Origin of the sequence: Mesorhizobium sp. LCM 4577 (genome assembly GCF_001854795.2) — a bacterium.
GTDB classification, from domain to species: Bacteria; Pseudomonadota; Alphaproteobacteria; order Rhizobiales; family Rhizobiaceae; genus Mesorhizobium; species Mesorhizobium plurifarium.
The window spans coordinates 1-24,814 of the sequence record NZ_MDDU01000026.1 but is presented as its reverse complement, the minus strand read 5'-3'; the positions used below and the strand labels follow the sequence as shown (position 1 = coordinate 24,814).

General features: G+C 58.4%; 18 protein-coding genes and 9 pseudogenes. 16 read left to right on the top strand and 11 right to left on the bottom strand.

Annotation, left to right across the window (positions count from 1 at the left end):
- The first annotated feature begins 203 nt into the window (after positions 1-203).
- The gene (locus LCM4577_RS24195; protein ID WP_131803514.1) at positions 204-389 is read left to right on the top strand and encodes a hypothetical protein; all 186 of its coding nucleotides are present in this window, start codon (positions 204-206) and stop codon (positions 387-389) included.
- Between the two features lie 698 nt (positions 390-1,087).
- Here LCM4577_RS24195 and LCM4577_RS24190 read toward each other — a convergent pair.
- From LCM4577_RS24190 to LCM4577_RS24180, 3 genes and pseudogenes are all read right to left on the bottom strand, one after another.
- A pseudogene (locus LCM4577_RS24190) lies at positions 1,088-1,809 on the bottom strand (ATP-binding protein); the annotation flags it as partial.
- Positions 1,713-3,008, bottom strand: a complete 1,296-nt coding sequence (locus tag LCM4577_RS24185) for an acetyl-CoA carboxylase biotin carboxylase subunit family protein (RefSeq protein ID WP_071073851.1) — start codon at positions 3,006-3,008, stop codon at positions 1,713-1,715. The pseudogene LCM4577_RS24190 and the gene LCM4577_RS24185, both read right to left, overlap by 97 nt.
- 197 nt (positions 3,009-3,205) lie before the next feature.
- A pseudogene (locus LCM4577_RS24180) lies at positions 3,206-3,415 on the bottom strand (IS3 family transposase); the annotation flags it as partial.
- A 57-nt stretch (positions 3,416-3,472) separates the two neighbouring features.
- Between LCM4577_RS24180 and LCM4577_RS24175 the strand changes: the two are divergent.
- Positions 3,473-3,628: pseudogene (locus LCM4577_RS24175) on the top strand (ATP-binding protein); the annotation flags it as partial.
- Between the two features lie 160 nt (positions 3,629-3,788).
- Here the strand turns inward: LCM4577_RS24175 and LCM4577_RS24170 are convergent.
- From LCM4577_RS24170 to LCM4577_RS24150, 5 genes and pseudogenes are all read right to left on the bottom strand, one after another.
- A pseudogene (locus LCM4577_RS24170) lies at positions 3,789-4,039 on the bottom strand (IS21 family transposase); the annotation flags it as partial.
- Positions 4,040-4,092: 53 nt separating this feature from the next.
- The gene (locus LCM4577_RS24165; RefSeq protein WP_071073849.1) at positions 4,093-4,974 is read right to left on the bottom strand and encodes a TauD/TfdA family dioxygenase; all 882 of its coding nucleotides are present in this window, start codon (positions 4,972-4,974) and stop codon (positions 4,093-4,095) included.
- Between the two features lie 530 nt (positions 4,975-5,504).
- Positions 5,505-5,660, bottom strand: coding sequence for a hypothetical protein (locus tag LCM4577_RS24160; RefSeq protein WP_244508418.1), 156 nt, complete (start codon positions 5,658-5,660; stop codon positions 5,505-5,507).
- Between the two features lie 291 nt (positions 5,661-5,951).
- Positions 5,952-6,856, bottom strand: a pseudogene (locus LCM4577_RS24155) (IS110 family transposase).
- The gene (locus LCM4577_RS24150) at positions 6,831-6,992 is read right to left on the bottom strand and encodes a hypothetical protein (protein ID WP_157900496.1); all 162 of its coding nucleotides are present in this window, start codon (positions 6,990-6,992) and stop codon (positions 6,831-6,833) included. The pseudogene LCM4577_RS24155 and the gene LCM4577_RS24150 overlap by 26 nt, the downstream one beginning before the upstream one ends.
- Between LCM4577_RS24150 and LCM4577_RS24145 the strand changes: the two genes are divergently transcribed.
- The 3 genes and pseudogenes from LCM4577_RS24145 to LCM4577_RS24135 all read left to right on the top strand — a co-directional run bounded on the left by LCM4577_RS24145 (position 6,991) and on the right by LCM4577_RS24135 (position 9,268).
- Positions 6,991-7,440, top strand: coding sequence for a transposase (locus LCM4577_RS24145; protein ID WP_198541075.1), 450 nt, complete (start codon positions 6,991-6,993; stop codon positions 7,438-7,440). The two genes, LCM4577_RS24150 and LCM4577_RS24145, sit on opposite strands and share 2 nt — an antisense overlap.
- 310 nt (positions 7,441-7,750) lie before the next feature.
- Positions 7,751-8,840: pseudogene (gene istA, locus LCM4577_RS24140) on the top strand (IS21 family transposase); the annotation flags it as partial.
- 155 nt (positions 8,841-8,995) lie between these two features.
- Positions 8,996-9,268: a hypothetical protein gene (locus LCM4577_RS24135; RefSeq protein WP_244508419.1), complete on the top strand. Its 273-nt coding sequence runs from the start codon at positions 8,996-8,998 to the stop codon at positions 9,266-9,268.
- A gap of 512 nt (positions 9,269-9,780) precedes the next feature.
- Here LCM4577_RS24135 and istA (LCM4577_RS24130) read toward each other — a convergent pair.
- Positions 9,781-10,500 (bottom strand): annotated as a pseudogene (gene istA / locus LCM4577_RS24130) (IS21 family transposase); the annotation flags it as partial.
- A 581-nt stretch (positions 10,501-11,081) separates the two neighbouring features.
- Here istA (LCM4577_RS24130) and LCM4577_RS24125 point away from each other — a divergent pair.
- Complete coding sequence (locus LCM4577_RS24125) at positions 11,082-11,651, top strand: GNAT family N-acetyltransferase (protein ID WP_071073844.1); 570 nt, start codon at positions 11,082-11,084, stop codon at positions 11,649-11,651.
- Positions 11,652-12,121: 470 nt separating this feature from the next.
- On the opposite strand, the pseudogene LCM4577_RS24120 reads toward LCM4577_RS24125, so the two are convergent.
- Positions 12,122-12,453: pseudogene (locus tag LCM4577_RS24120) on the bottom strand (transposase); the annotation flags it as partial.
- A gap of 34 nt (positions 12,454-12,487) precedes the next feature.
- Positions 12,488-12,732 (bottom strand): annotated as a pseudogene (locus LCM4577_RS24115) (transposase); the annotation flags it as partial.
- Positions 12,733-13,044: 312 nt separating this feature from the next.
- On the opposite strand from LCM4577_RS24115, the gene LCM4577_RS24110 reads away from it, so the two are divergent.
- The 10 genes from LCM4577_RS24110 to LCM4577_RS24065 all read left to right on the top strand — a co-directional run.
- Entirely contained in the window at positions 13,045-14,292 is a 1,248-nt protein-coding gene (locus LCM4577_RS24110; protein ID WP_071073840.1) for a methylaspartate ammonia-lyase, read from the top strand.
- 17 nt (positions 14,293-14,309) lie between these two features.
- Positions 14,310-15,461 carry a CaiB/BaiF CoA-transferase family protein gene (locus LCM4577_RS24105; protein ID WP_071073838.1) on the top strand — a complete coding sequence of 384 codons (1,152 nt, stop codon included), beginning with the start codon at positions 14,310-14,312 and terminating at the stop codon, positions 15,459-15,461.
- 133 nt (positions 15,462-15,594) lie between these two features.
- Positions 15,595-16,509 carry a CoA ester lyase gene (locus tag LCM4577_RS24100; RefSeq protein ID WP_071073837.1) on the top strand — a complete coding sequence of 305 codons (915 nt, stop codon included), beginning with the start codon at positions 15,595-15,597 and terminating at the stop codon, positions 16,507-16,509.
- Between the two features lie 149 nt (positions 16,510-16,658).
- Entirely contained in the window at positions 16,659-17,585 is a 927-nt protein-coding gene (locus LCM4577_RS24095; RefSeq protein WP_071073835.1) for a LysR family transcriptional regulator, read from the top strand.
- A gap of 157 nt (positions 17,586-17,742) precedes the next feature.
- The gene (locus LCM4577_RS24090; RefSeq protein ID WP_071073834.1) at positions 17,743-19,176 is read left to right on the top strand and encodes an aldehyde dehydrogenase family protein; all 1,434 of its coding nucleotides are present in this window, start codon (positions 17,743-17,745) and stop codon (positions 19,174-19,176) included.
- A 6-nt stretch (positions 19,177-19,182) separates the two neighbouring features.
- The gene (locus tag LCM4577_RS24085) at positions 19,183-20,727 is read left to right on the top strand and encodes a fumarate hydratase (RefSeq protein ID WP_071073832.1); all 1,545 of its coding nucleotides are present in this window, start codon (positions 19,183-19,185) and stop codon (positions 20,725-20,727) included.
- Positions 20,728-20,793: 66 nt separating this feature from the next.
- Positions 20,794-21,291, top strand: coding sequence for an Lrp/AsnC family transcriptional regulator (locus tag LCM4577_RS24080; protein WP_071073830.1), 498 nt, complete (start codon positions 20,794-20,796; stop codon positions 21,289-21,291).
- Between the two features lie 157 nt (positions 21,292-21,448).
- Positions 21,449-22,855 carry an aminotransferase gene (locus LCM4577_RS24075; protein ID WP_071073828.1) on the top strand — a complete coding sequence of 469 codons (1,407 nt, stop codon included), beginning with the start codon at positions 21,449-21,451 and terminating at the stop codon, positions 22,853-22,855.
- Between the two features lie 653 nt (positions 22,856-23,508).
- Positions 23,509-24,234 (top strand): autoinducer binding domain-containing protein, encoded by a 726-nt coding sequence (locus LCM4577_RS24070; protein WP_071073826.1) that lies wholly within the window; start codon positions 23,509-23,511, stop codon positions 24,232-24,234.
- 342 nt (positions 24,235-24,576) lie between these two features.
- Positions 24,577-24,814, top strand: a 238-nt coding sequence (locus LCM4577_RS24065; RefSeq protein ID WP_116390155.1) for a transposase, incomplete at its 3' end; no start/stop codon positions are given.

Here is a 24,814-nt window from a genome sequence, read left to right as displayed (position 1 = left end):
AGGGGTGAAACTATCGTGCTCGAGGAATTCGGGCGACCTGGAGGATCGTGCCCGAATGGGTTCACACACGGAACTGGTATGTGTTTCCGGCGCTTTGAGATGGCGCATAGCGCCGGCCCGCAAAAGCGGCTTGTTCGATTGACACGCGGACTGCGATAATTCGGCGGGCGTGAATGGCTTCAGGCGCTTTGAGAGAGTCTGCCATGCCGCACCATAGTTTTGCACGTCCAGAACAACTGGAAATGCTCAGCACGGCGCTCGCGGAGCTCGGCGGCCATTTCCCGCCGGACAGCCCCGAACGTGAGGCCTTGGCCGCAAAGATCATGGCGCTCTTCGAAAGCGGAACCGACACGCTCGAAGAAGCAAAGATACATCTTCACCTACCTTGATCGGCTTCAGCCTCAGACCTTGATTATCTGGTCCAAGAATGACCCGACCGTGACGCCGGATCACGGCTTTAAGCTGGCAAAGCTGATCAGGAATTCGGATTTCCACCTGCTGAACAATGTGGGGCATAGCCCCCCAACTCGACCAGAGCGAAGCCGTCAACAGACTTGATCCGTCAATGGCATGGCTAATTCATCTTCGAAGGGGAACGCTACTGATCCATGGGGCCAGGGCCGCGTTGCCCTCACTGGCCCGAAGCCAGACCACGCTGGGCGTTTGGTTGCGTAATCTGCTGGCAAGACGACACCGCAATACGGTGGTCGTCGCGCTGGCCAACAAACTTGCCCGTATCGCATGGATGATATTGCGACGCGAGGTAACCTTCCAGGCCAACCGAGCCACGGCGATGGCAGCTTGAAACAATCAGGTCAGCGGCGACACGAAATGAACGCCGTGTGACCCATGATGTATGCGGGAGGACTTTGAAAGATGGCCCGACGGTCAAGCCGACGTTCTGGAGGCCTGGTTCAAAAGATGGCGCGTCGACGCCGTGAGATTTATGAGGCCCGGAGCGTGCGAATCTCCATCTTGGCGACGGCTTCAGCCGACACGCCGTATACGTTGATGCAGACCAATAGTTGCCATCAGAAATAAACCTCTTGCCGACGGGCGGGCCATACGTTTTTGATTGTCGCGCAGGAGGCCTGCCGCGCTGGCGTTTGGCTTCGATGGCGGATCTGCGCCAGTAGCTTTCGACATTATCTCGAAGATCGTTGCTGATGAACAAGTCGGTTGACCGCGGCGAGGGTGATGGCGGGATCCGGAAAGACCCTGTTCCATTCTCCAAATGGTTGATTGGCGGTGATCAGATGGAACGCCGCTCATTTCTTGCGCAGATGAGTTCGAAGAGCACGCTCGTTTCGGCCTGGTCTTTGGTGACGTAGGCCAGATCGTCGAGGATCAGCAGATCGAACTTGTCGAGCTTCGCGATGGCGGATTCGAGCTGCAGCTCACGCCGTGCGAACTGAAGCTTCTGAACGAGATCGGTGGTTCGGGTGAACAGCAAGCGCCAGGCGTTCTCGATGAGGGCGAGCCTGATAGCTGCAGCGAGATGCGCCTTTCCGCCGCCGGGCGGGCCAACAACAGGATATTGGCACCCTTTGCGAGCCAGCTGCCGCCGGCGGTCATGGCGATGACCTGCGCCTTGGAGACCATCGGTACGGCATCGAAGGCGAAGCTGTCGAGTGTCTTGCCAGGCAGCAGATGCTCTTCGGCCAGATGACGTTCGATCCGGCGCCGAGTCGAGTGCACGAATTTTTCTACGATCACTTTTTGGGTAGCGCCACCTCCGTTCGTGCGGGAAGGTGAGAGGCTTCTGGTTGTCTTTGTTCGCCAGGGGTCGGAAATGGAGAGATCGACCAACTAATTAAGTCGACAGCACGCTCAAGTATCGCCTCGGTCTGAGCAAGGCTGGATGAAGCGGCAACGACATGCCCGATGCGGTCTCGGTGATCGCCTTTCCTGAAGATCGGCATCTTGGGCTCAACATACAACTGGACCTCGGCGACATCTGGCACAGCAGCCGCCTGACAGTTGCCGGTGATCCATTCCAGGATGCCATCGCGATCAGGCACCAGAAACCGCGCGCCCGCGGCATGCGAATGCCTTCTGCTCAAATTCCATTCCTCGCCGATAACAAGCTTGATGTGCTCGGTGATGAGATCGACACCGTAAGCCAGCTGAACCAGCCGAGGATTGGGCCCACCCGCAAGACGCGGATTGACTTCAATGATGACTGGCCCGCGCTTCGTCCACCGGAACTCAACGAACCATGGCCCCCAGCCGAGGCCGAGAGCTTGCGAACAGCTCAGCGAAACGTTGGCGACACGCTCATGCTCCTCATCAGTCAGCGGGGCCGGATGGCTGTACCCACGAAAGACGAAATGCGGTGGGAGGCCGAATTCAGCGGCACAAATCCCGATGAGTTCATTTCCCATCATGTCAACACTATACTGTGGGCCTTGTGCGAATTCTTCGACCAGTATCCTCGGCGAAGACCGCCATATGTGCCTCCCCCCCAGCAGATAGGTGGAATGTTCGGCTAACTCATAGACATTGCGGCACAGTCGGACACCGATACTGCCGCTGCCTACGGTTGGCTTTACAATCACCGGCAGGCCGATCTCCGCGGCAGAGCTTTCCACGTCTTTTGCACTCGCCGCCACGCGATAAGCAGGTACTGGAACGTCGGCCTCCGCAAGGAGCTGACGTTGAACGAATTTGTCGCAGCATCGTTCAATCGATGCGGGGTTCGGTCCCGGTAGATCGAAATGCCGGCAGAGCTTGCCAACTGTCGTATAGATCGACTCGTCGTCGCCCGCAAAGCCAGTAATGCCGGCAATGTCGTAGGTCGCACGTAGCCGAGAACATTCGCAGATCAGCGCATCGAAATTGTCTGTATCGACACGGATTGCCTCAAGCCTTTCCGCCGCAAGATAGTCGTACTGAGATGGCTCGGACGACAGGGTAATCGGATGAAGACCAAGACGCTGGGCCGCTTGGACGTATAGCATACCGTTAACCCTATGACCTTCAACCAGGATGAGCGCTTTTCTTGCCATTGGCGTCAACTTCCCTTGCGTGCTGTGCGGCGGCATGAACGTAAACAGGCATCAACTGCTTTAGCCGTGCCTGACCTCAGACTTTGCGCTTAACGTACTATTCTCAGCGGTTTGCGCTCGCAAAGATTCTATAAACTTAGTTGAAGGGTTTGTTTCTCAACGCCTTGATTACCGGCGGTGTGGTAGGAGCCCGTCGATTAGGTGTTTAGTCCCGGCATTTGCTGAAGCGGATTGAGAGTGAATTGCTCGGGCTGGGAAGCCCATGCCTTGCAGAGGAACTCGTAGGGCGTGAGGCCTTTGAGGGTCTTGGGCCTGCGACCGAAGTTGTAGGCTGCGACGAAGTCGGCAAGGTGCCGACGCAGTTGGTCGTGATCGTCGTAGTGGAAGCGCTTGACGGTTGCCTCCTTTGATGGTCCCGTGCATGCGCTCGAATGCTTAGCGGCATGATCAGCTGTCATAAGCATATCGAGAAACGCTGCGAGAGGCGTGCGACCATCGTCACCATCCCGGTCGACCAGTGGTACGACATGATCAAAAACCCACCATTGCCGACGCCATCCTCGATCGCCTCGTGCACAACGCCTATCGCTTCGAACTATTGCGACAGCATGCGCAAACAACGAGCCGCCCATGCCACAAACAACTCTGACTTGACCGCAATCCAATTCCCCGAAATCATCAAACAGGCCCAAAGGCCCTTCGGGCGTGTCCGGCCTCAGATCGGAACGGCGTCCGGCGGAATGGGTGTCCGGCTTCGTTTCGGAATCACCGTCCGGCTTCATCGGTATGGAAGAAGCGCTCGCGTAACCAATCATCCAGTCCGTCAAACGCACTACCGAACCGGCCTTCTTGAAAGGAACGGACGTTCGCACAAAATATCGGCGCGCCGTGTTCCGCCCGTTTCCAAATTCCTCCGACAGCCGCTTGGCGCCCCAACCAAGCTCGTGCAGCCGCAATATCGCCACCACCTCGTCAGCCTGAAGCATTTCCGCGCCCTGCATCGTTCGCGACAACGCAGGATGCGCTGACATATCAGTCGTCCATATCTCCTAGTTTGACACGAGGGGGTCAGTTCTAGGCTTTGTTAGGGGATCAGTTTCTCATCCCGCCCGAGAAATTTGAATCGCGCAACGCTGTACCGGCCGTCGACGCTGACGGGCACCTCGCCCTCGATGGTCGCGCGGATGGCGATGCGGCGCTGATCGCCGTAATCCTTAGTCGCACAATGCATCGTGGCTCGGTTGTCCCAGATAGCAACATCACCTTGCTTCCACTTCCAGCGCACCGTGTTTTCCTGCGCGGTGATATGAGACTCAAATAAATCGAAGAGCCTCTCGCCGTCATATTTCGAGATGCCAACGAAATGTGCTACATAAGAGCCGAGCACCAGCGTGCGCTCGCCGGTCTCGGGGTGGACGCGTACGACGGGATGCTCGGTCTCGATCTTCGGTCCGGTAAGGGGCTCGGCATAAGGCCTCTTAGAAGCTCCGGGGAAGCTGTGAACAGCCCAGAGGTCGTCGGCAAGCCGTTGCAGCGGAAGCGGCAAGTCGAGATATGCCGCCGCCGTGTTTGACCACACCGTATCGCCGCCGACTGGTGGGATCACAACGCCTCGCAGCACCGAAATCTTGGGATAGGCATCCATGCAGGACCAATCGATGTGCCAAATGTCAGAATGGGTTCCTTCTACGGAATCAACCGCAAGGATCGGCATCGTTCCCTCCGGATATGGCGAAGGCTTCCCGAAACGAAGAGCAAAGCGCTCCTGCTCGGCGTCGTCGAGATGACCCTGGTCGCGGAAGAAGATGACCTTGTGCTCAAGCACCAGACCGTTTATCGCAGCGATGGCCTGGTCCGGCAAATCGGCCGACAGCTTGATGTTCCTGATTTCAGCGCCGATGCGCGCTGTGCATTTAACGACATCCGTACGTGGAATGACTTTATCGATCAAGTCCATTTCACTCATGGTGGCATTCTCCAAAGTTGCGGCCTTTTCGCCCTGCAAAGCTATTCAACTGTGACAAGGTGGGTGGTGTTACCATGTCTCCATTTGCCACCGCGCCTACCTCTCCTAGTGGGTTGATCCCGACCGAGATCGGCGCGACGTCTCTCTGCTGAAAGACCGCCTTGCCGCCGAACTCTAGCTTAGCTAGAACGCTGACGCACAGCGCTTGGCGACGCGCCCGACTTCGGAGGAAAGGGCGTGCATTCGCGCCTGTGCCCTGGGGGCAAGGGAGTCGATGTTGATGGCGCCGCAGTGATCGCCGCATGATGCAAGGCGGCTTCCAGGTCGGCCGGGCGCTGGCGCTCCTCGACGCTCAATGCGGCCGAGCGATCATAGTAGGGCGTGCAATGCCGGCATCCTTCGGCGACGGAGATACCGCGGGGCCGGTGATAGCGGATGTAGTCCCTCCCAGACCCCTTCAGGAACCCCAGTTCCATGGCCTGTTCCGACGAGCCGCTCAAGGGCGGCAATCCGAGTTTCGTATTCCTGGATCAGGGGATCAGGTTGCGGGTGATGTCGTGGCGTTTCGCCAACCCGCGAGGCATCTCGCCGGACAGATATTCCTGCGCGACCTGACGCTTAAACTCGATGCTGTGCGCGGTATCTTGCCATGGTTCTCTCTTCGAAAACCCGACAAGACTGGTCAATCCCTGATGCCGAACTGTCACCCCAAAGGGGTACATATGTGGACGCCTCCTTGGCAAGACGAAAGTGGCACCATTCTCAAAAACGGTCGGTTGCAGTCATATGTTCGGCCTTTCGATGGGTGTGTTGAGCCGCTGGCCCTGATGAATCTCCGCGGATTGGATCCCTAAACACTCCAGCGCGCTCAAAAGTCGCTGCACCCCTCGGGCTTTCCAACCCCCGGCCCCTGACCGGTTCTCGTCAAGTGTCTTTCGTCCTCACCAACTCGTTGTCGCGTTCAAGCCCACGCCAGATCAAGCGGGGATGGCACGGTAAATCTCTCCTCTCGTCATCAGCGCCCAGGCAATGCGCGCCATCTTGTTGGCGAGCGCAACCGCCACGACCTTCGCAGGCTTTTTCTCCATGAGCTTACGGATCCACGCCGTCTTGGCGGACCCCTCTCTCTTGGCGTAAGACCGAGCCAGGCGGCGAATTCACGGCCAGATTTGAAGGCTGTCGGGTCTGCGACTGTCGCTGCCATCGCTGTTGATGTGATGACACCAAAACCGGGAATCGTTTCCAATCGGCGACTGGTCTCGTTGCCGCGATGCTCGCGCGCAATCTCGATCTCCAGTGCTTTAATGCGCTGACCCAGTTCGATGAGGCTTGCTGTCATGGGGGTGAGTGCAATTCGGACGAGATCGGGAAGGTTGTTCATTTCATTTTTCGGCACATTCAGGGCCGTCAGCAAAGTACGAATCCCTTGCGGCATCGCGATGCCGAATTCTTCCAGATGCGCGCGAATTGCATTGGCCAGCATAGTTCGTTGCCGGACCAGAAGAACTCGGCAGCGATGCAGCATCAAAACCGATTGTTGAGCCGCTGTCTTCACGGCAACGAAGCGCATGTTCGGCCTCGTCACCGCTTCCCAAATGGCTTCGGCATCGGCGATGTCATTTTTGTTGCGTTTGACGTAGGGCTTTACATAGGCAGGCGGCATCAGACGAACCGTGTGCCCAAATCGACCGATCTCGCGAGCCCAGTGATGCGCCGTTGCACAGGCTTCAATGCCAACGAGGCAAGGTGGAAGTTTGGCGAAATACTCAACAACCTCCGAACGGCGAAGGCTTCGCCGGACGCCAACCTTGCCTTCTTGATCAATGCCATGAACCTGAAAAACGTTCTTGGCCAGATCAAGCCCGATCGTGGTAATTTGCATTGCGGATGCTCCTTGCTTTCCAGTGAGGCAACAGCAAAGCCATATCACGCTTGCTGACGCCGGTGATGGAGGCGTCCACATCATCACTCCAATAAACGGGGGAGATTTTGGTACCGGCAAAGAGAAGGCTGATCATGACACAATTGAGACAAATGCTGCGGCTTGCGGGAAGCGGGACGAACTCCCGCGAGATTTGCGGTCGTATTGGGATAGCGCGCAGTACGGCGCAGGATAATATGCAGCGCGCAGCGGCGGTTGGATTGAGCTGGCCCCTGCCGGAGCCGATAGACGATGCGCTTGAGCACAAGCTCTTCAGTCGCAAGGGCGCCAGAGAGGGCACGGTCGACAAGGTCTTCGTGGATTATTCCGGCAAGAAGATCCCGATTGTCGACCGCAAGAGCGGCGAGATCCGCGAGGCGGAGATCTTCGTGCGTGCTGGCGTTCGTCCCGATTGGATTGGTTCACACGTCAGGATGTTTCGCTGCTTGGGTGGCGTTCCCCGACTGATCGTCCCGACAATCCGCAGTCGGCGTCAGCCGCGCCAGCTTCCACGATCCCCGAGATCAATCGCGGCTACGGCATGATGCGTCCCAGACCTTCTTCTCGCAGAACTGAGGCCAATGCCGCCATTGCCCGGCAACTAGATCGCATCAACGATATGTCATGCGGAGGCTGGGCGTCAATCGCCGGGCAACTATTCGAGACCGTCGAGCGCCCCGGTTTTTGGCCAGTCTTCCACGGGAGAACTACGTGCGTATTTCAGGCGATCGTGAGCACGGATTTCACGAGATCATGAGCAACGATTTCAGACGATCGTGAGCACCTTTTCGGAGGTGCGGGACGCTTCGGCCGGCAACTCAGCTACAGGGTGCCTCGTTCAAACGAGGAAGCCTGATGCCAACCCAGAGATTGTCGATGCGCCGGATCAGAGAAGTTTTACGTCTAAGGCATGTCCAAGGCCTGACCGAACGCGCCATCGCGCACACGCTCGGGGTGAGCAATGGCGTCGTGCATGGTTATCTGCGGCGCGCCCGTCTCGCCAGGCTGAGCTGGCCGCTGCCCGAGGGGATGGATGACGAAGGCCTTGAGCTGCTGCTCTTCCCGGCGCCGAAGGCGGCATCGCAAAGCCCCCGGCGGCCGGTGCCGATTGGAGCTATGTAGAGAAGGAGTTGCGTCGCCGCAGTGTAACGCGGGTGCTGCTGTGGGAAGAGTATCGCGCCGCCAATCCCGACGGCTTTGGCTACACCTGGTTTTGTACGACCTTCGAGGCCTGGAAAGGGCGCGCGCGCCCGACGATGCGCCAGACGCACCTGGGCGGCGAGAAGGTGTTTGTCGATTTCGCCGGCGACACCATCGACATCTTCGACCCCATCACCGGCGAAGCGCATCCCATGAAGCTGTTCGTCGCAGCGATGGGCGCCTCGAACTATACCTACGCCGAGGCGTGCCCGAGCGAGAGCCTGCCCGACTGGATCGGCGTGCACACGAACCTCTTCACCTTTCTGGGTGGCGTGCCGAAGTTCGTGGTCTTCGACAATCTCAGGGCCGCCGTCACCAACCCCGACCGCTACGACCCCGGTCTCAACCGGACCTATGCGGAGATGGCGAGCCATTACGGCACCGCAGTTCTTGCAGCCAGGCCGAGACGCCCGAAGGATAAGGCAAAAGTCGAGGTCGCCGTGCAAATTGCCCAGCGCTGGGTCCTGGCGCGGCTGCGCAATCAGCGCTTCTTTTCCCTGGCGGAGTTGAACGGCGCCATCCGCCTGCTCGTCGCCGAACTCACGCCCGCCAGATGCGCGGCTTCGGCTCCAGCCGCGCCGAACTCTTCGCCGAGATAGACAGGCCGAAGCTGGGCGCACTGCCGGATCAGCCATACGTCTTTGCGCACTGGAAGCGTTGCCGTGTCGCGCCCGACTATCACGTCGAGGTCGACGGACACTGGTATTCCACGCCCTACCGCCTTATTCGCGAGCTCGTCGATCCATTACGAGCCGTTCGAGGGGCGGCTGCGTCCTTATTATGTCTGCAACGAAGCCGTCGTGCGGCACGCCGGCAAACATTGCCAATGGGTCCGCGGCGCTCCAGTCGACGACGCGGTGAGCGCGCTCCTGCTGGAGGCGATGGCGCCGGCAGCAATCGATGTCGCGCTTGCCGTGCAGCAAGGAGATCACCCAGCGTGTGGAGCACGCCGCTGCGCTGCGCGGCACGCAACTGCAACGCGCCCGCTATGAGGCTGAACTTGCCCGACGGCGGTACCTGCACGAGCGCCAGAACGAGGCCGACCGCTCGCTGCTGGACGAGCCAGCGCAGGAGTGCATCACGGCGCTGGCCGCCGATTTCCCCCGCATATGGAAAGACGAGCGCACCGGTGGCGTCGAACACAAGCGCATGCTCGGCCTTTCGAAGACGTGACGCTGCTCGTCGACGAGCAGGTCAACATACATATCCGCTGGCGCGGCGGTCGCACACAGAGCCTGTCGGTGACCAGACCGCGGCCTATGTCAGTGATACGCAAGACGCCGGCACAGGTCGTGGCCTTGATCAATGAGCTGCTGGAGACCGCCAATGACCAGCAGATCGCCGCCCGTCTCAATGAACTCGGGCATCGCAACTGGCGCGGCGAACCCTTCACGCTGAAGAAGGTCATGCTCGTGCGCCGCACCTATGGAATGAAGAGCCGGTACGAACGGCTGCGGGAGAGCGGCATGCTGACAGGCGAGGAAGTAGCCCAGCAGCTCGGCGTGTGCGCCTCGACCGTTCACCAATTCGGGCGAAAGGGCATTCTCAAGCGCCACCGCTACGCCACCAACCATCGATACCTGTACGAACCGCCGGGCAATGTCAGACTCGAAAAAGGCGCCGGCAGTCGATATGTGGTCGTCCGCCCAGATTAATTGTCGCTCAACAAACTCCAACAAGGTGCATCGTGATGCCTGCTCCTTGGTTTTGGCGCGATACGGCCGGCAGGCTCTGGGCTGGAAGCCAAAGTGCTTGGCCAGCGCCAGCAGCGAGCGATTGTAGATGATGTGGCCTTCGTTATCTTCGAGGGTGACCGCCGTCTTCATCCTGTCGTAGAGGATATCGATCGGCACTCCTCCAATGGCGTCGAAAGCCTCCATATGACAGCGCAGCAGCGTCTGCAGGTTCTGGTGCATGACGTAGCGGGCGAACATGTAGCGCGAGTGGCCAAGCACGAGCGAGAACAGCCAGACGATGCGCATCACGCCCGGCGCGTCGGTGAACTCGGTGACGAAGCGCGCGAAGTCGACCTGTGCTTGATATCCGGCCGGCGTCTCGAACCGCACCTCGAAAGGACGCACCTGGTCCTGGGGCCGGATCGCGGCGACGAAGCGCTTCACGGCGGTGTAGGCGCCGTCATAGCCGCGCTCACAAATCTCGCGCGTCAGGCCCAGCGCCGAGAGGTCGGGATAAGCTGTGACCCGTTCGCGCAAATAGTCGACGAACGGTGCAATCTTGTTTGGCCGCCCCGCCTGCCGCGGCCCGTAGGCGGGGAGTTCGAGCCCGCAATCGATGTATTTGCGGACTGTCTTGGGATCGCGGCCCGTTCGCCGGGCGATCGCAGTCACGGATAGGCCCTGACGGTGTAGATCCAATATCATCAGAAGTTCTCCAAGTTGGACCACCAGCGCCCCCTCGGGATGGACTATCGACGCCGGAGCAAAAGCCGCCAGTTCCGGTACGCGTCCCGGAACTGGCGGCAGCAGCGCCAACTAGGGAATTTTCGCCCGATGACAGACAACCGAGTCCTACGCCAAGTCAATCGCTAAGCTACATCGGGCAGCCTCTCTAACACACGCGGTTGTGCATAAGACGGGCCTGGTGGCGCATGTTCAAGACCTTTGTGTGGACGATTTACCGCGCTAACATGCTGGCGATCTTGCGGCAGCGCGAACTGAACCGCGTCGCCGGTCTACTCTCGGAAGAACTCTGCTTGCCTACGCGCCTACACCAAGGGTGTCATTCTCGACTTTTCGCGCCCAGGCAAGGGCATGCAAACTTCCTTGGCTGACTTCAGCAACATCATCAGCGTGCAATGGCCGCGCCACTCAGCGAATTTAAAGAACCTTCAGTTTTCCGAAAACAGGATTATTGCAGAAATTTCTTAGAACTTTAACCCAAGGAACGCGCATTCTGTAATATCATAGTTCACGTTTGTTGTAGGTGCCGCTCAATTATAAGCGCCAGCTCAGGAAAGAAGCTTGTCATGCACATTCTAGAAACGCCGCGCCTGATCCTAAGGCCGCCGTCGCATAGCGACGAGCTTCTTCTACATGGACTTCATAGCGACCCATTCGTGGTGAACGCCATCGGGGATGGAGTCTATCCGACGATAGAGCAGTCGAAAGCTGCACTGCTTCAGTTCATCAATCATTGGCAGCACAATCGTTTCGGCTTATGGATGGTGTTCGTCAAGGATGAAGGCCAAGCCATAAAATTCGCTGGCTATTGTGGATTGATGTGCAGCGGCCCGTATGTGCCCGAAGGTCCGAACAACGTGGGACTCGTTACCTGTCTCCACCTTGCGGCCTCGGGGAAGGGGATCGCGGTCGAGGCCGGCAGGGCAGTAGTCCAATTTGCTTTCGAGCGTCTAAAGCTTGAGAAAGTGACTGGATTCATTCGCCCAACAAACACGCGTTCGCTTCGAAAAAATATGAAGATTGGGTTTTCCTATGTCGGTGACAGGATGTTGTTTGAGGTTACTCCAGAGAAAGCTGTAAAAATCGGTAATTTACGTATCGTGGATTGCGCAGAACCAGAAGTTACAAATCAGTAGCACTGCAACCAAACCGTATTCTTCGGTGCGCTGCTTACCCGTCGATGAACTTGGCACCATGGTTGACACGACGCGCCCGCGGGCGAGCTGTTGCGCAGAACCGTTGATGGGATTCGGTGGTTCCGACGCAGCATCTGGTCTCCGACCGAGACATGATGGGGACGGCATTATCGACATGCCTCAAATTCGATGCTGCATTGAGATCACGGACGACGGTCCCCTGGAGATTGAAATCTGCCGCAGCCGAACTGATGGAGGAAGAATCCCGAGAAGGTAGTAAAAGCCTTATTAGCCCTTTCTATTTACGAGCAGCTTGGTTCCTTTGCCAAAGAGCGCTCGGACGTGAAGGCGTGAGGCGTCTTTTTCGCCGCGGCTGAGGGGACTTGTGGCACGTGCTGGAGGGTGGAGGCGGTTGGGTTAGGGCTTTGATGCCCCGGCGCTCTGGCGCGGCGGGCTGTAGCGGGAATGGCGATCGCTCGGAACAGACTTGCCTCGGGAAAGGTGACGGCGAAGGCCAGACGGATGCGCGAAACGTTTCGGTAACGCGGACGCCGAGCTTGACGACTCGGGCTGGGCCAGCATGAGCCCAGTATGCGGCGGTGTGCAGGATGAGGCGGACCTGGTTGGCGATCGGTGAGCGGCAGCTGGTGCTGTCGGAGGCGAGCTGGCTCTTGTGCATCTTGATCAAGTTCTTGGCCTGGCCGCGGGAGCAGTAGGTCACGTTGTCGAGGTGCTCGGCGGAGCCTTTGTCGAGATTACTGACGAAGTGGATGTCGAGAATCGAGGTTGCCTCGATGTGGGCGCGGTGCGCTTCGCCGCGCCAACTCGCGGAATCAGCCATAGACCGTCTGCCAGGGGCCGAAATGGATCGGCAGCATCCGCCAACCGCAACCGGAGCGGACCAGGTAGCGCACGGCGTTGACCACCTCTCGGAAATCAACCTCGCGCGGACGGCCGCGACGCCCAGGCTTGGGCATCAGTGGTGCGAACTGCTCCCACTCTTCGTCCGTCAAATCAGACGGGTAGCGCTTGGTCTTCTTGGCAATCTGGGCCATCCGGCACGGCTCTGCCCTGTCCACATCCACAGCTTGAATCATAACCAAGTCTCAAACCGAACCAATAGCCAGACGATTTTCAAGACGGTCTCTAAGAGACGCTATTCTCTCCCGGGACCAGTTTGGATCGAAAGATCACTGTTTCAGACTGGTCTCCGAATAGATGCGTTAGAGCGAAGGCGATTACTTAGACAGGCGCCGGCCATCTGGAAACGCGATGGCACCGTCCGGGACATTATATTGGCGAACTGTTTGCCACATGGCGCATACTTGGCAGGTAGCAGAACGAAACTGCATCCGGCCGCCAACGCGGTCCCTTAGAGATAGAGCCGATTGAAGTGCGGATAAAAGACGTCCTCCTTGTGCCTGGGAATGGCGCGTTTTTCTATGACGACCAGGCTGCTATCAGAGCCGGCGCAACCCAGGACGGCTTCATCTATGTCGGCGAACCGATAACGCCCGGCTTCACGTCCATTCGCGTTCCGGCATCGTCGCTCAGCGTCGGGCTTGTCCTGGCAGATGATATGGTTGCTTGGGGCGACGCGATGGGTGTCCAGTACTCTGGTGCCGGCGGACGTAATCCTCTGTTCGACCCGAAACAAATCTCCGATCTGACATCACGCGTCATCGCTCCGCGGCTTTTTGATGTCGATGCATCTCGCTATCTTGATGCTTGCACGAGAGTTTTCGGGCCCTTCGAAAACATGCGGCTGCCTCTGGCTCTTGAGTATGGAGTAAGCCAGGCTCTCCTTCGCGTGGCGGCTCATCTTCATCGGAAGACCATGGCGGAGATCATATGCGACGAGTTTGATTTGCCACTGCCGACGCGCAGGATCCCGATTTACTGCCAGAGCGGTGATGCTCGCGAAATTAACGTCGACAAGATGATTTTGAAAGCCGTGGATGTGCTTCCCCACGGCCTGATCAACTCACGGCAGAAATTCGGCGTAGGCGGCCAGACCTTCATGGAGTTCGTGAAGTGGGTTGCAAAGCGCACGCGCGAAATCGGCCCTCCGGGATACCAGCCGGTGCTGCATTTCGATGTGTATGGCTGGATCGGATCGGAAATCGGCCTGGAGCCGCAAAGCATCGCCGACTTTATCTGCGAGGTTGCAGATACCGTCCCGGGTTTCACGCTCAACATCGAGTCGCCGGCGGACTTTGGTTCTACGCAAGCTCAAATTGAGAACTACGCCAAGATGGTGTCGATTTTGGACAACCGGGGTTCTAGCGCACGCATTGTCGTGGATGAGAGATGCAATACGCTTGAGGACATTCGGCTCTTTGCCGAAGCGAAGGCCGCGCATCTCGTGCAAATCAAGACCCCGGATGTCGGCTCAATAGCCGACACGGCTCGTGCTGTTCTCATCTGCAAGGCGAACAAGGTAGGGGCGTATGTCGGGGGAAGCTGTACCGAGACGGATCTGTCCGCCCAGGCTTCAGTCCACGTTTCGGTAGCGACCCAGGCCGCCATGATGCTCGCAAAGCCCGGGATGGGTGTCGACGAGGCATTTTCTATCGTTGGGAACGAACAGGACCGGTTGCTCGCGACCCTGAACCGTCGAGCAACTAAGAATGTTGGGTGAAAAGCGCGGTGTCACTAATGCAGAATAGCCTTGAGGGGATCACCGTCATTGCAGTGGAGCAGGCCGTGGCCGCGCCTTATGCTTCGTCTCGCCTTGCGGATGCCGGCGCCCGGGTAATCAAGATCGAACGGCCGGAAGGGGACTTTGCCCGAAGCTACGATAAGTTGGTCCGAGGGCAGAGTGCTTACTTCGTCTGGCTTAATCGGGGTAAGGAATCGGTGTGTCTGGACCTGAGGTTGGAGGCGGACCGCGAGGTCCTCGACACGCTTATTGCCGCTGCTGACGTCTTTATCCAGAATCTGAAGCCGGGCAGCATCGAAAAACTAGGTTTCGGGTCTGCTGATCTGCGTCGCCGATTTCCGCGCCTGATAACCTGTGATATCTCGGGTTTCGGTGACAAAGGGCCTTATTCACACTTGAAGGCCTATGATCTCATCGTCCAGGCCGAAACAGGTCTATGTGCGATCACCGGCAACCAACAAGGGCCCGCACGTGTCGGGGTCTCGGTCTGTGACATCTCAGCGGGCATGACAGCGCACAGCGCCATTCTTCAGGCGATGTATCACCGCGAGGTCACCGGCGAAGGGACCTGCATTCAGGTGTCACTGTTCGATGCTGTCGCTGACTGGATGAATGTTCCGGTTCTGCAAAACGACTATAGCGACTACCAGACGGAACGCGCCGGTGTGAAACACCCGTCTCTGGCGCCATATGGCGCCTATCGTTGTGCCGATGGTAAGGACGTCATCTTTTCGGTTCAGAATGACCGCGAATGGGTGAGCTTTTGCGAGAAGTTCCTCAAGCAGCCGGAACTTACACGCGCACTTGGTTTTGCCGATAATATGGAGCGCCTCAGTCACCGTGCGCAACTTGATAAGATCATTGAACGGCGGTTCTCTGAACTATCATGCCAGGGAGCAATGCAGGAGCTTGAGGCGGCCGGACTGGCATATGGCCGACTGAGCGAAGTGGCGGATGTTTCAAAACATCCACATGTCCGCAGAGTCGAGATTGGCACGCCTGAAGGAAGCGTCGAGACGATCGCGCCGGCGGCAATTTTCAATTATGAACAGCCCTCGCTACGCCCAGTTCCGGCTCTCGGCGCTCATACTGAGGCTGTCCGAGAGGAGGTTCTGGAGCTTTTGCGCGACCGAGCCGCGTCAGCGTGAGCGCGAGTCTGAGTATGGGGAGTGCGCTCGCGGTTTGCGAAAAGCCTGTGTACCTCGGATCATCTCAGCGCGTCTGCCATCCAGCAAGCCCACCGTGGTCACGGTCGCTAAGATTGATTGCAGAGGTGACTCCATGATTGCGGACACCCTTCCGTCAGTTGAAACCGCGATGTCTGTACCACGTTGGAGATCCCTGCTCTTCGTACCCGCTCACGTACCGCGCTTTGTGGAGACGGCCCATGAGCGGGGTGCGGATGGCGTCATACTTGACCTTGAGGATTCCGTTCCACACGATCAGAAGGGAGAAGCACGGCGGCAGGTTCCTGAATGCGTGGCAAAGGTGGGCCGGAAAGGCGCATCTGTCTTGGTCCGCGTTAATCATGGTTTGCGCGCTTTGGCGGCCGATCTTGATGCAGCAGTGATAGTGGGTGTTGACGCGCTTGTTCTTCCGAAGACGGATTCGGCAGAGTGGGTACTAGAGATCGCCAATGCAGTTTCCGAACTTGAACGGGAAAGAAGTCTTCCGATGGGGCGCATCCGGTTCCTTGCCCAGATCGAGACCCCGGGGGCCCTGCAAAGGCTCGCGGCCATTGCGTTGGCACATCCCAGGATGGTCGCAATGGCGCTCGGTCCCGAAGACTTCAGTGCCGCTGTCGGCGGCTCCCCTGAGTTCGACCTTCTGTTGGCGCCGAATCTTTCTGTTTTGTTTGCCGCCCGTGCGGCCGGCTTGCTCCCGCTGGGCTTCGTAGGGAGCATCGGCGAGTTCTCCGATAGCGATAAACTTCGTGAAGCCGCGACGCGTGCGCGGCGGCTTGGCTTCGTAGGAGCCTTGGCGATCCATCCGACACAAGTGGCCATATTCAATGAGGCATTCTCGCCAAGCGCACAAGAACTCGAGTGGGCCCATCGTGTGGTCGCGGCGCAATCCGATTTCTCGGCCCGGGGCAGAGGTGCTTTCGCCGTGGACGGAAAGATGGTCGATGCACCGGTCATTCAAAGGGCCCGTGAAATCATCGCCTTGGGCCCGCAAGCCGAGCTGGACGTTTGAGACCTTCGCCAACTGATGGGAACCGGGCGAGACTTCACCCCCCAATTGCCCCGTCCGAGGGTCTCGGCAGCGTGGCATAATTATTGCTATCGCGCCATCGCATTTCGAGATAGATTACAGAATTGGAGTTGGCCCTCGGAAGAGTACCCGTGGAAATTAGGCAGCTAAGATATTTCGTCGGCGTGGTTGAAGCAGGCAGCTTCACGAAGGCCGCCGCTTTCCTTAATATCGCTCAGAGCGCGCTGAGCCTTCACGTGCGTCAACTGGAGGAAGGCTTCGGCACTCAGCTGCTAATACGCGATAGGACCGGCGTGAGTGTCACGGCGTCGGGAGCCAAACTCCTCGATCGGGCGCGAGCGATTCTCAGGGAAATTCGACTTACCGAGGTGGAATTGACCAACTCAGCTGCTTCCCCGGCGGGGGAGGTGACTATTGGCATTCCGTCAGGAGCTGCTCGAGTCCTAAGCGGCCCGCTGCTTGAGTCGGTTAGAAACGAACTGCCCAAAGTTTCCCTGAAGATGGTCGAGGGCATGACTGGACCGCTAGAGGAGTGGATGGCTGCTGGACGCTTCAATCTGGCAGTTCTCTATCGCACCGCGGACAGTGTGGGGCGAATGACAGTCTTGGCGCGCGAAGACCTCTGTCTGGTGGTGCCGTCAGGTGAGCCGCCTTTCGAGGAGTCGATATGTCTGGCGGACCTGCATGCGTTCCCGTTGGCGGTTCCCATGYGCAATAACAACGTCAGGCGCTCGGTGGCTGACGTCGTCGCACAACACGGCTGCGCCTTGGATGTCAAGTTTGAGGTGGACTCGCTCTCAACGATCATCAACATGGTCGTAGAGGGGAAAGCGCATTCTATTCTCGCCCCGTCCGCGGTCCAGAAAGAAGCCTCTCAAGGGCTGGTCCGGACGGTCAGGATCGTCGATCCAGTGATTACCCGCTCGGTTGTGCTCGCTGTAAATCCTAAAGATGAGCGTTCTGCGGCCGTCTCTTCGGTCCGCAAGCTCATTCCTAAGGTCGCCAGAGAGTTGATAGAGAGCCGCCGCTGGGCAGCATCCGTTCCTGACGCGGCCTGACAGCCGTTAGATCGATCTGGATTCCAGATGGATTTCGGCACTAATCGATATTTGACCCGCCGCGACCGTCGCGATGAAACTGGCTCAGGCGAGAGTTCAGCGGTTTCGACATCGAAAGGCGCTCGCCTAGCAAATTAGAGCAGTGGAGCGCGCGCGCATGTCCGACGCTAGGAGCAACGAGCTCTTTATAAACGGCAAATGGCGAGCCGGTGGTAGCAGAGCCACATTGCCGGTGATTAATCCGGCGACGGAGAAGGTATTTGCTTCGGTGGCCTCGGCGACGGTGTCGGATCTGGATGAGGCCCTCGCTTCGGCAGAACGCAGCCGTAAGACTTGGTCTTCACGGCCTGCAAAAGAACGTGGCGAGATCCTGGCAGCAGCCGCAAGAATCTTGGCAACGAAGATTGAAGCAGCAGCCAAGGACCTGTCGGTCGAACAGGGAAAGACGGTTGCCGAAGCGACAGGTGAGTACGCGCGCGCCGTCGAAACACTGGAGTGGAACGGCGCCCACGCCGAAGAGCTGTCGGCCCCTATTCCGATGGGCCCGAACCGGATGATCGTCCCCGAGCCACTCGGCGTCGTTGCTGCTTTTACGCCGTGGAACTATCCGGCCGTTCTCATCGCCCGCAAGCTCGCCCCAGCGCTGGCGGCGGGCTGCCCTGTGATCCTCAAAGGGGCTGAAGAGACACCGAGCGTGGCTGTCCATATCGTTGAATCGTTGCGCCAAGCAGGTATCCCCGACGGCGTGGTCAATCTTGTCTTCGGTGTGCCGGTGCATATATCGCGGCATCTGCTCAGCTCTCCAATCGTGAGGGTCTTGACTTTCACGGGTTCAACTGCAGTTGGAAAACAGCTGGCCACGCTTGCCGCGAATAACTTGCAGCGTTGCATCCTTGAACTCGGCGGTCACTCGGCGGTCGTGGTGTGCGAGGATGCCGACCTGGCGAACGCCATACCGGCAATTTCTGAATACAAGTTCGAGTGCGCGGGCCAGAGCTGCAACGCACCCAGCAGGATTCTCGTAGCTCGGCCCCTCTACGGGGAATTCTTATCACGGATAACGGAAGCCGCCCGCAAGATCAGGATAGGCCTGCCGGACGACCCTGCAACCGAGATGGGACCGATGGCAAACGCGCGGCGTATCGAGGCCATGCAGCGCCTGACCAAGGATGCGGTCGATCGTGGCGCCCGCATCGAGACAGGTGGAACCCGCCTCGACCGACCGGGCTTTTACTGGCCGCCAACCATCCTGACGAGCGTGCCAAATGAAGCGAGAGTGCTTCATGAAGAGCCGTTCGGACCGATCCTCACGGTCGCGCCGTTCGACACGATCGAAGAGGCCATCGAGGAAGCCAACGCCACCGATTACGGCTTGGCCGCGTATTTGTTCACTGGCGCTGCCGACGCGCAACAGAAGCTGATTAATGGCCTTTCGGCGGGCGCTGTCAGTGTGAATTACCTGAAAGGGGTTTCAGCGGATGCGCCTTACGGAGGCATCAAACAGAGCGGCTATGGATATGAAGGAGGTGAGCAGGGAGTGCGGAGCTTCCAGATCCTGAAAATGGTCAACGGCCTCGGTTCATTTGGATGAAATCCGGTGGGAAATAGAACACGGACCATCGCCGGCAAGGACATCACAAGGAGCGTGGCAGACGCCCTTCAGTACATCTCGTATTACCATCCTCCAGATTATATCCGCTATCTTTCGCAGGCATATACGCGTGAACAGAGCCCGGCGGCGAAGAATGCCATCGGGCAGATTCTGCTGAACTCCCGCATGGCAGCCTTCGGGCGGCGGCCGATCTGCCAGGACACCGGCCTTGTGGTGGTCTTCGCGAAGGTCGGCATGGACGCCCGCATCAAATCAACGGTCAGTTTCGCCGACCTTGTGAATGAGGGCGTCCGTCAGGCCTATCTCGACCCTGACAATCCCCTTCGGGCATCGATCGTTGCCGATCCGCTCTCCGGACGGGTCAACACCCGTGACAACACGCCGGCGGTCGTCCACGTTGACCTTGTGCGAGGGAACCAGATTGAGATCACCATTGCCGCAAAAGGCGGCGGGTCAGAGAATAAGGCACGCTTTACCACCTTGAACCCCAGCGGGTCCGTTTCCGACTGGGTGGTCAATACCGTTTCGACGCTTGGCAGTGGGTGGTGTCCGCCCGGCCTGATCTCCGTTGGCGTCGGTGGTAGCGCTGAAAAGGCGATGCTGCTTGCCAAGGAAGCCATGAACGAGCCCGTCGATATGGCGGAACTGATCGCCAGGGGGGCGTTGAGCGCGGAGGAGGCACTGCGGATTGAACTTTATGAACGAATTAACGCGCTGGGCATCGGCGCCCAAGGCCTTGGTGGCCTGACGACAGTAGTCGATGTCAAGGTTGCGACCTATCCTACCCATGCGGCGTCCAAGCCCGTGGCGCTTATTCCGCAATGCGCCGCCAACCGGCACCTGAAGTTTACCCTGGATGGCTCTGGACCAGTCGGGCTGGAGCCGCCCGACTTGCGCGAATGGCCCGACATTGGAACCGACGAATTGAATCCAGCAGGCGTACGAAGAGTCAACCTCGGCGCGTTGACCAAGGAAGAGACGGCATCGTGGCGCTGTGGTGAAACGCTCCTTCTGTCCGGAAAGATGCTGACAGGCCGTGACGCGGCCCACAAGCGAATGGTCGAGTTGATCGACGCCGGTAAGCCGCTTCCGTTCGATCTGCAGGGACGCGTAATCTATTACGTTGGACCCGTCCGCGCCGTGAGAGATGAGGTCGTCGGGCCGGCTGGCCCGACAACCTCCAGCCGCTTGGACGATTTTACGGACAAGGTGCTCGCCGAAACCGGACTTTTCGCGATGGTGGGCAAAGCGGAGAGGGGACGGGCGGCCATCGAGTCGATCGTAAGTTACAAAACGCCGTATCTCATCGCAGTAGGGGGGGCTGCCTACCTGATATCAAAATCGATCAAGTCAGCGCGGCTCGTTGCCTTTGAAGACCTGGGCATGGAAGCAGTCTATGAATTCGAGGTGCAGGATATGCCTGTCATCATGGCTGTCGATGTTGAGGGAAACTCCATTCACAATTCCGGGCCTCTTGAGTGGCGCAAGCGCATGGCGGCCGACAGCATCGCACGCATCATTGGCGTTTGAGCCTTCCGACCAAGTTCGGTTGGTTGGCGTCAATTCATTGTCGACAACGGCTAAGAGCAGAAGGTCATGAAGTCGAAACCCAATCCTGTGCGCCTGGACGCCTGGGATCTCCGGATTCTTTCAGAGATTCAGTCGGACGGCCGGATTTCAAAAAGCGAGCTTGCAAAACGCGTTCATCTTTCGGCGTCGGCCTGCTCGGAGCGGCTCCGTGCACTCGAGGTCGCAGGGATTATTGAGGGGTTTCACGCGCGACTGAGTCCGGCTCTCATCGGCGGCATGGTCTTTGTCATGGTGGAGGTCGTATTGGATCGTCATCGCCTCGAGGACCAAAGACACTTCGAGACTGCGATCCAAGAATATCCGGAAATCCTGGACTGCTGGGCTATCGGCGGGCGGATCGATTATCTAATGCGCGTCGCGTCTCTGTCCATGGCTGCGTATCAGGATTTCATGGAGGGACTGCTGCAGGCAGGCTTGGGGATCGATCAATATTACAGTCTTGTCGTGACCAAACCGGTGAAATCCAATTCGCCGATCCCCTTGTCCGCACTACGGCAGTGGTGAACGCCGAAGCCTTGGTTCCACGGCGTTTTACGTCAATTCCGCGAAATCGTCGGCTAAAGACGTGCATTCCCGCGAAACTCCAGCGACGTTTACGGTATGCTATTTCTAGAGAGGCGGCTGGCCGAGTGCCCCGCCAACTTTGGCGAGGAGAGGGACCATGCGCTTGAGCAATCTGGGAACCGAGCAACTCAGAGAGAAGGATCGAAGCTTCGTCTTTCATCCTTCTACGCATCTGGCCAAGCACAGCCGGGGCGAGACCCCAAATCGGATTATGGCCGGTGCGGAAGGCGTCTACATCTGGGATACCGAAGGCCGAAAGAGCCTCGACGGTTTCGGTGGGCTCTACTGCGTCAACATGGGATATGGCTGCACGGAAATTGCCGAGGCCATTGCCAGGCAAGCACACGAATTGCCGTTCGCCCATGTCTACGCAAGTCAAGGAACAGAGCCAGTCGCCCTCTTGGCAGAGGCTGTGGTCGAGTATTTTGGTCAGAACATGCGAAGGGTCTTTTTCGGCCTTTCCGGCTCCGACGCCAACGAAACTAACATCAAGCTTGTCTGGTACTACAACAACATTCTAGGCCGCCCTGAAAAGAAGAAGATCATCTCGCGACATCGCGGTTATCACGGGTCTGGGCTGGTCACCGGGAGCCTGACGGGCCTTGCCTTCTTCCATAATTTCTTCGACCTGCCGTTGGATCTGGTGCGCCATACCACGACGCCGCACTATTATCGCCAGGCGCTTGACGGCGAAAGTGAGGAGGCGTTCTCCCGCCGTTGTGCCGACGAACTTGAAGCCCTCATCCTCGCTGAAGGTCCGGAGACGGTTGCGGCTTTTATAGGCGAGCCGGTGCTTGGGACAGGCGGTATCGTTCCGCCCCCAAAAGGATATTGGACAGCTATTCAAGAGGTGCTGGATAAGTACGATGTCCTTCTGATCGCCGATGAAGTGGTTTGTGGCTTCGCGCGAACCGGTGAGAAATTCGGTTCCCACCTCTATGGCATGCGGCCGGACTTCGTCACCATCGCCAAAGGGTTGAGTTCGGCCTACCTGCCCATCTCCGGATCAATCATTGGCGACCGCGTCTGGTCGGTCTTGGAACAAGGAACAGAGAAGCACGGCGCCCTCGGCCATGGCTGGACATATTCGGGTCATACGCTTTGCGCTGCGGCCGCGCTCGCCAATATTCGACTCCTAAAGGAAAGAGATATTCTGGAGCATGTACGCGATGTCGGACCGTATTGGCATGCACGCATGAATGCCGAACTGGCGGGGCACCCTATCGTCGGTGAGGTTCGTGGTGTCGGAGTCCTCTCCGCCGTAGAGCTTATGCGAGATCCAAAGCAGGGGATACCGTTTGAATCCGATCTTCAGGTCGGGGTTCGCRCCGCCGCTGCTCTGTTCGAGAACGGTGTCATCGGCCGCGCCATGCCGCACGGCGATATCCTCGGCTTTGCCCCGCCTTTGATCATCACCCGGAAGGAGATCGACATAATTGTCGACGCAACCGCGAAATCGGTCGAGACGACCTATCGCGCGCTGAAGGCCGAGAATGCGATATGAACAGAACGCCGACGGAAGCGAGCCCCGGGTTCGACGCCGTCCCGGGTAACCAATGTGGTGGTCCCTGGGATGAACTTTCCCACGGACCAGACATTTGACGTCAGCCCGGCATTAGAACTGGTCGCCCATTGATGTCCCATTGGTGAAGACGGGTTGACAGCGCATTTCACGCCGAGCCGACCGAAACTGCTAAACTTGAAGCCGTCAGATTCTAAAGCATGCTTCAGACTTCGATCGCAAGCGGTAACCAAATGAGTTCTGCCGCCGCTGTCCTGTTGCCCAACGACCGGGGCGTTTGTGCGGCCCGCCCTGCCGGTGTACCTCCCCGCCGGCAGGGCGCCTTTTTTACCCGCTGTATCCGCGTGATTGTCGCGCGTCCGCAATCGACAGTTCGAGAAGGTCATCTGCATATCCGGATGGCACATCGAGCTTCGATATTTCCATTCACCATGGCAACCGCCCACAATCGCAGCTTCGGACCAGCGGCTTACGGCAGCCGGCGTCGAGGTCGCAGGCACCTCCTTTCATATGATCGAAGGTCCGGAGAGTAGTCACCGCCATGAATTTTTCCAGCGTCGAATCTCGGTGGCAAGTCTTCTCGCCGTATCTGCTAATATAAGTCCCAGGTTTAATTGAAACAGCCGCAGGAGAAAATGCAGCTCGTCTTCGAAACTTTGCTGGATCAGTTGTCTTTGAGCGTTGATGAAGTCGACTTCCATAACGCACTGGCCAGCGCCGCCGGCGCCTTCGAAATTCCCGCATTCGCCTATCTGTCTCTGGTGTCTGATCGCGTCACAAAACCCAGGCTGATATCGAACTATCATTCCGGCTGGACGTCGCACTACTTGCGCCGCCAATATGAAAAGATTGACCCGGTCATAGAATGGGCAAGATGCAGCGAATGTCCCTTTCAGTGGGGACCGGGATTCGGCCATGCCGGCATTTCAACGCGACAGCAACAGCTTTTCGATGAGGCTGCCGAATTCGGCATCTGCTGCGGACTGACGATTCCACTTGTCGATCGCCGCGGCGGTGTCGCTGCGATGACCTTCGCGGCAGACAGGCTCGATCCGACCTTCCTGCGCACCGCCGAGCAATATGAACAGGCGCTCGAGATTATGGCGATGTGCTTTCACATCTCTGTTCGCCGCAAGCTTTCAGGTGGTCTGGCGGTGGATGGTGTTTCGTTGACGCCCCGTGAGTACGAATGCCTGCAATGGACGGCAAGGGGCAAGTCCGCCTGGGAGATCGGCTGCATCTTGGGGATCAAGGCGCGTACGGCCGCTTTCCATCTGGACAATGCCAAGAAGAAGCTCGGCGTGCGCACCAAAACTCAAGCGGTGACGCTCCTGGCCTCCTCGCGATTATCAATCCTCTGAGGAACAGAATCCCTCTTTGATCTACCTGTGCCAATGCACAGGCAGTCGCGGCATGAAGGTTCGCCTCCAATGGCAGGGTCATACCTGTGAGGAGACCATCACGATTGAGCGTATTGCGCCCGGCTGGGGAAAAGGCATTGTCGCCCGAAACGCTTTCGTTTGATCTCGCTGCATTGCCATTCGGGCGGCAATGTGATCACGGCGGACGTTCGCCAGCACGTAAAGCTGCGAAACGCTCACTGGGACAGTACGCCTCCGGCGAGGGCCGCCTTGCGCGAGCATGGCATGATAGCGAGGCTGCGCTCTTGAGGTCGTCCTTGCGAGCGTAGTTAGCAGCACAGCATGAGCCATGTGACGTTATTGACCGGGCCTGAGCGTCGCCGTCGTTGGAGTGAAGAGGATCAGTGCCGGATACTGGCCGCGGCATTCGCGCCCGGGTCCACGGTGGCGGCGGTGGCGCGTCAGTACGATGTCGCGACCAGCCTGATCTATAAGTGGCGCCGCACGATGAGAGCCCGCCAGACGGGCTTTGCCGAAGTTGTCGTGGTTCCCGATGAGCCTGTCGCCGCTTCGAGGCCGG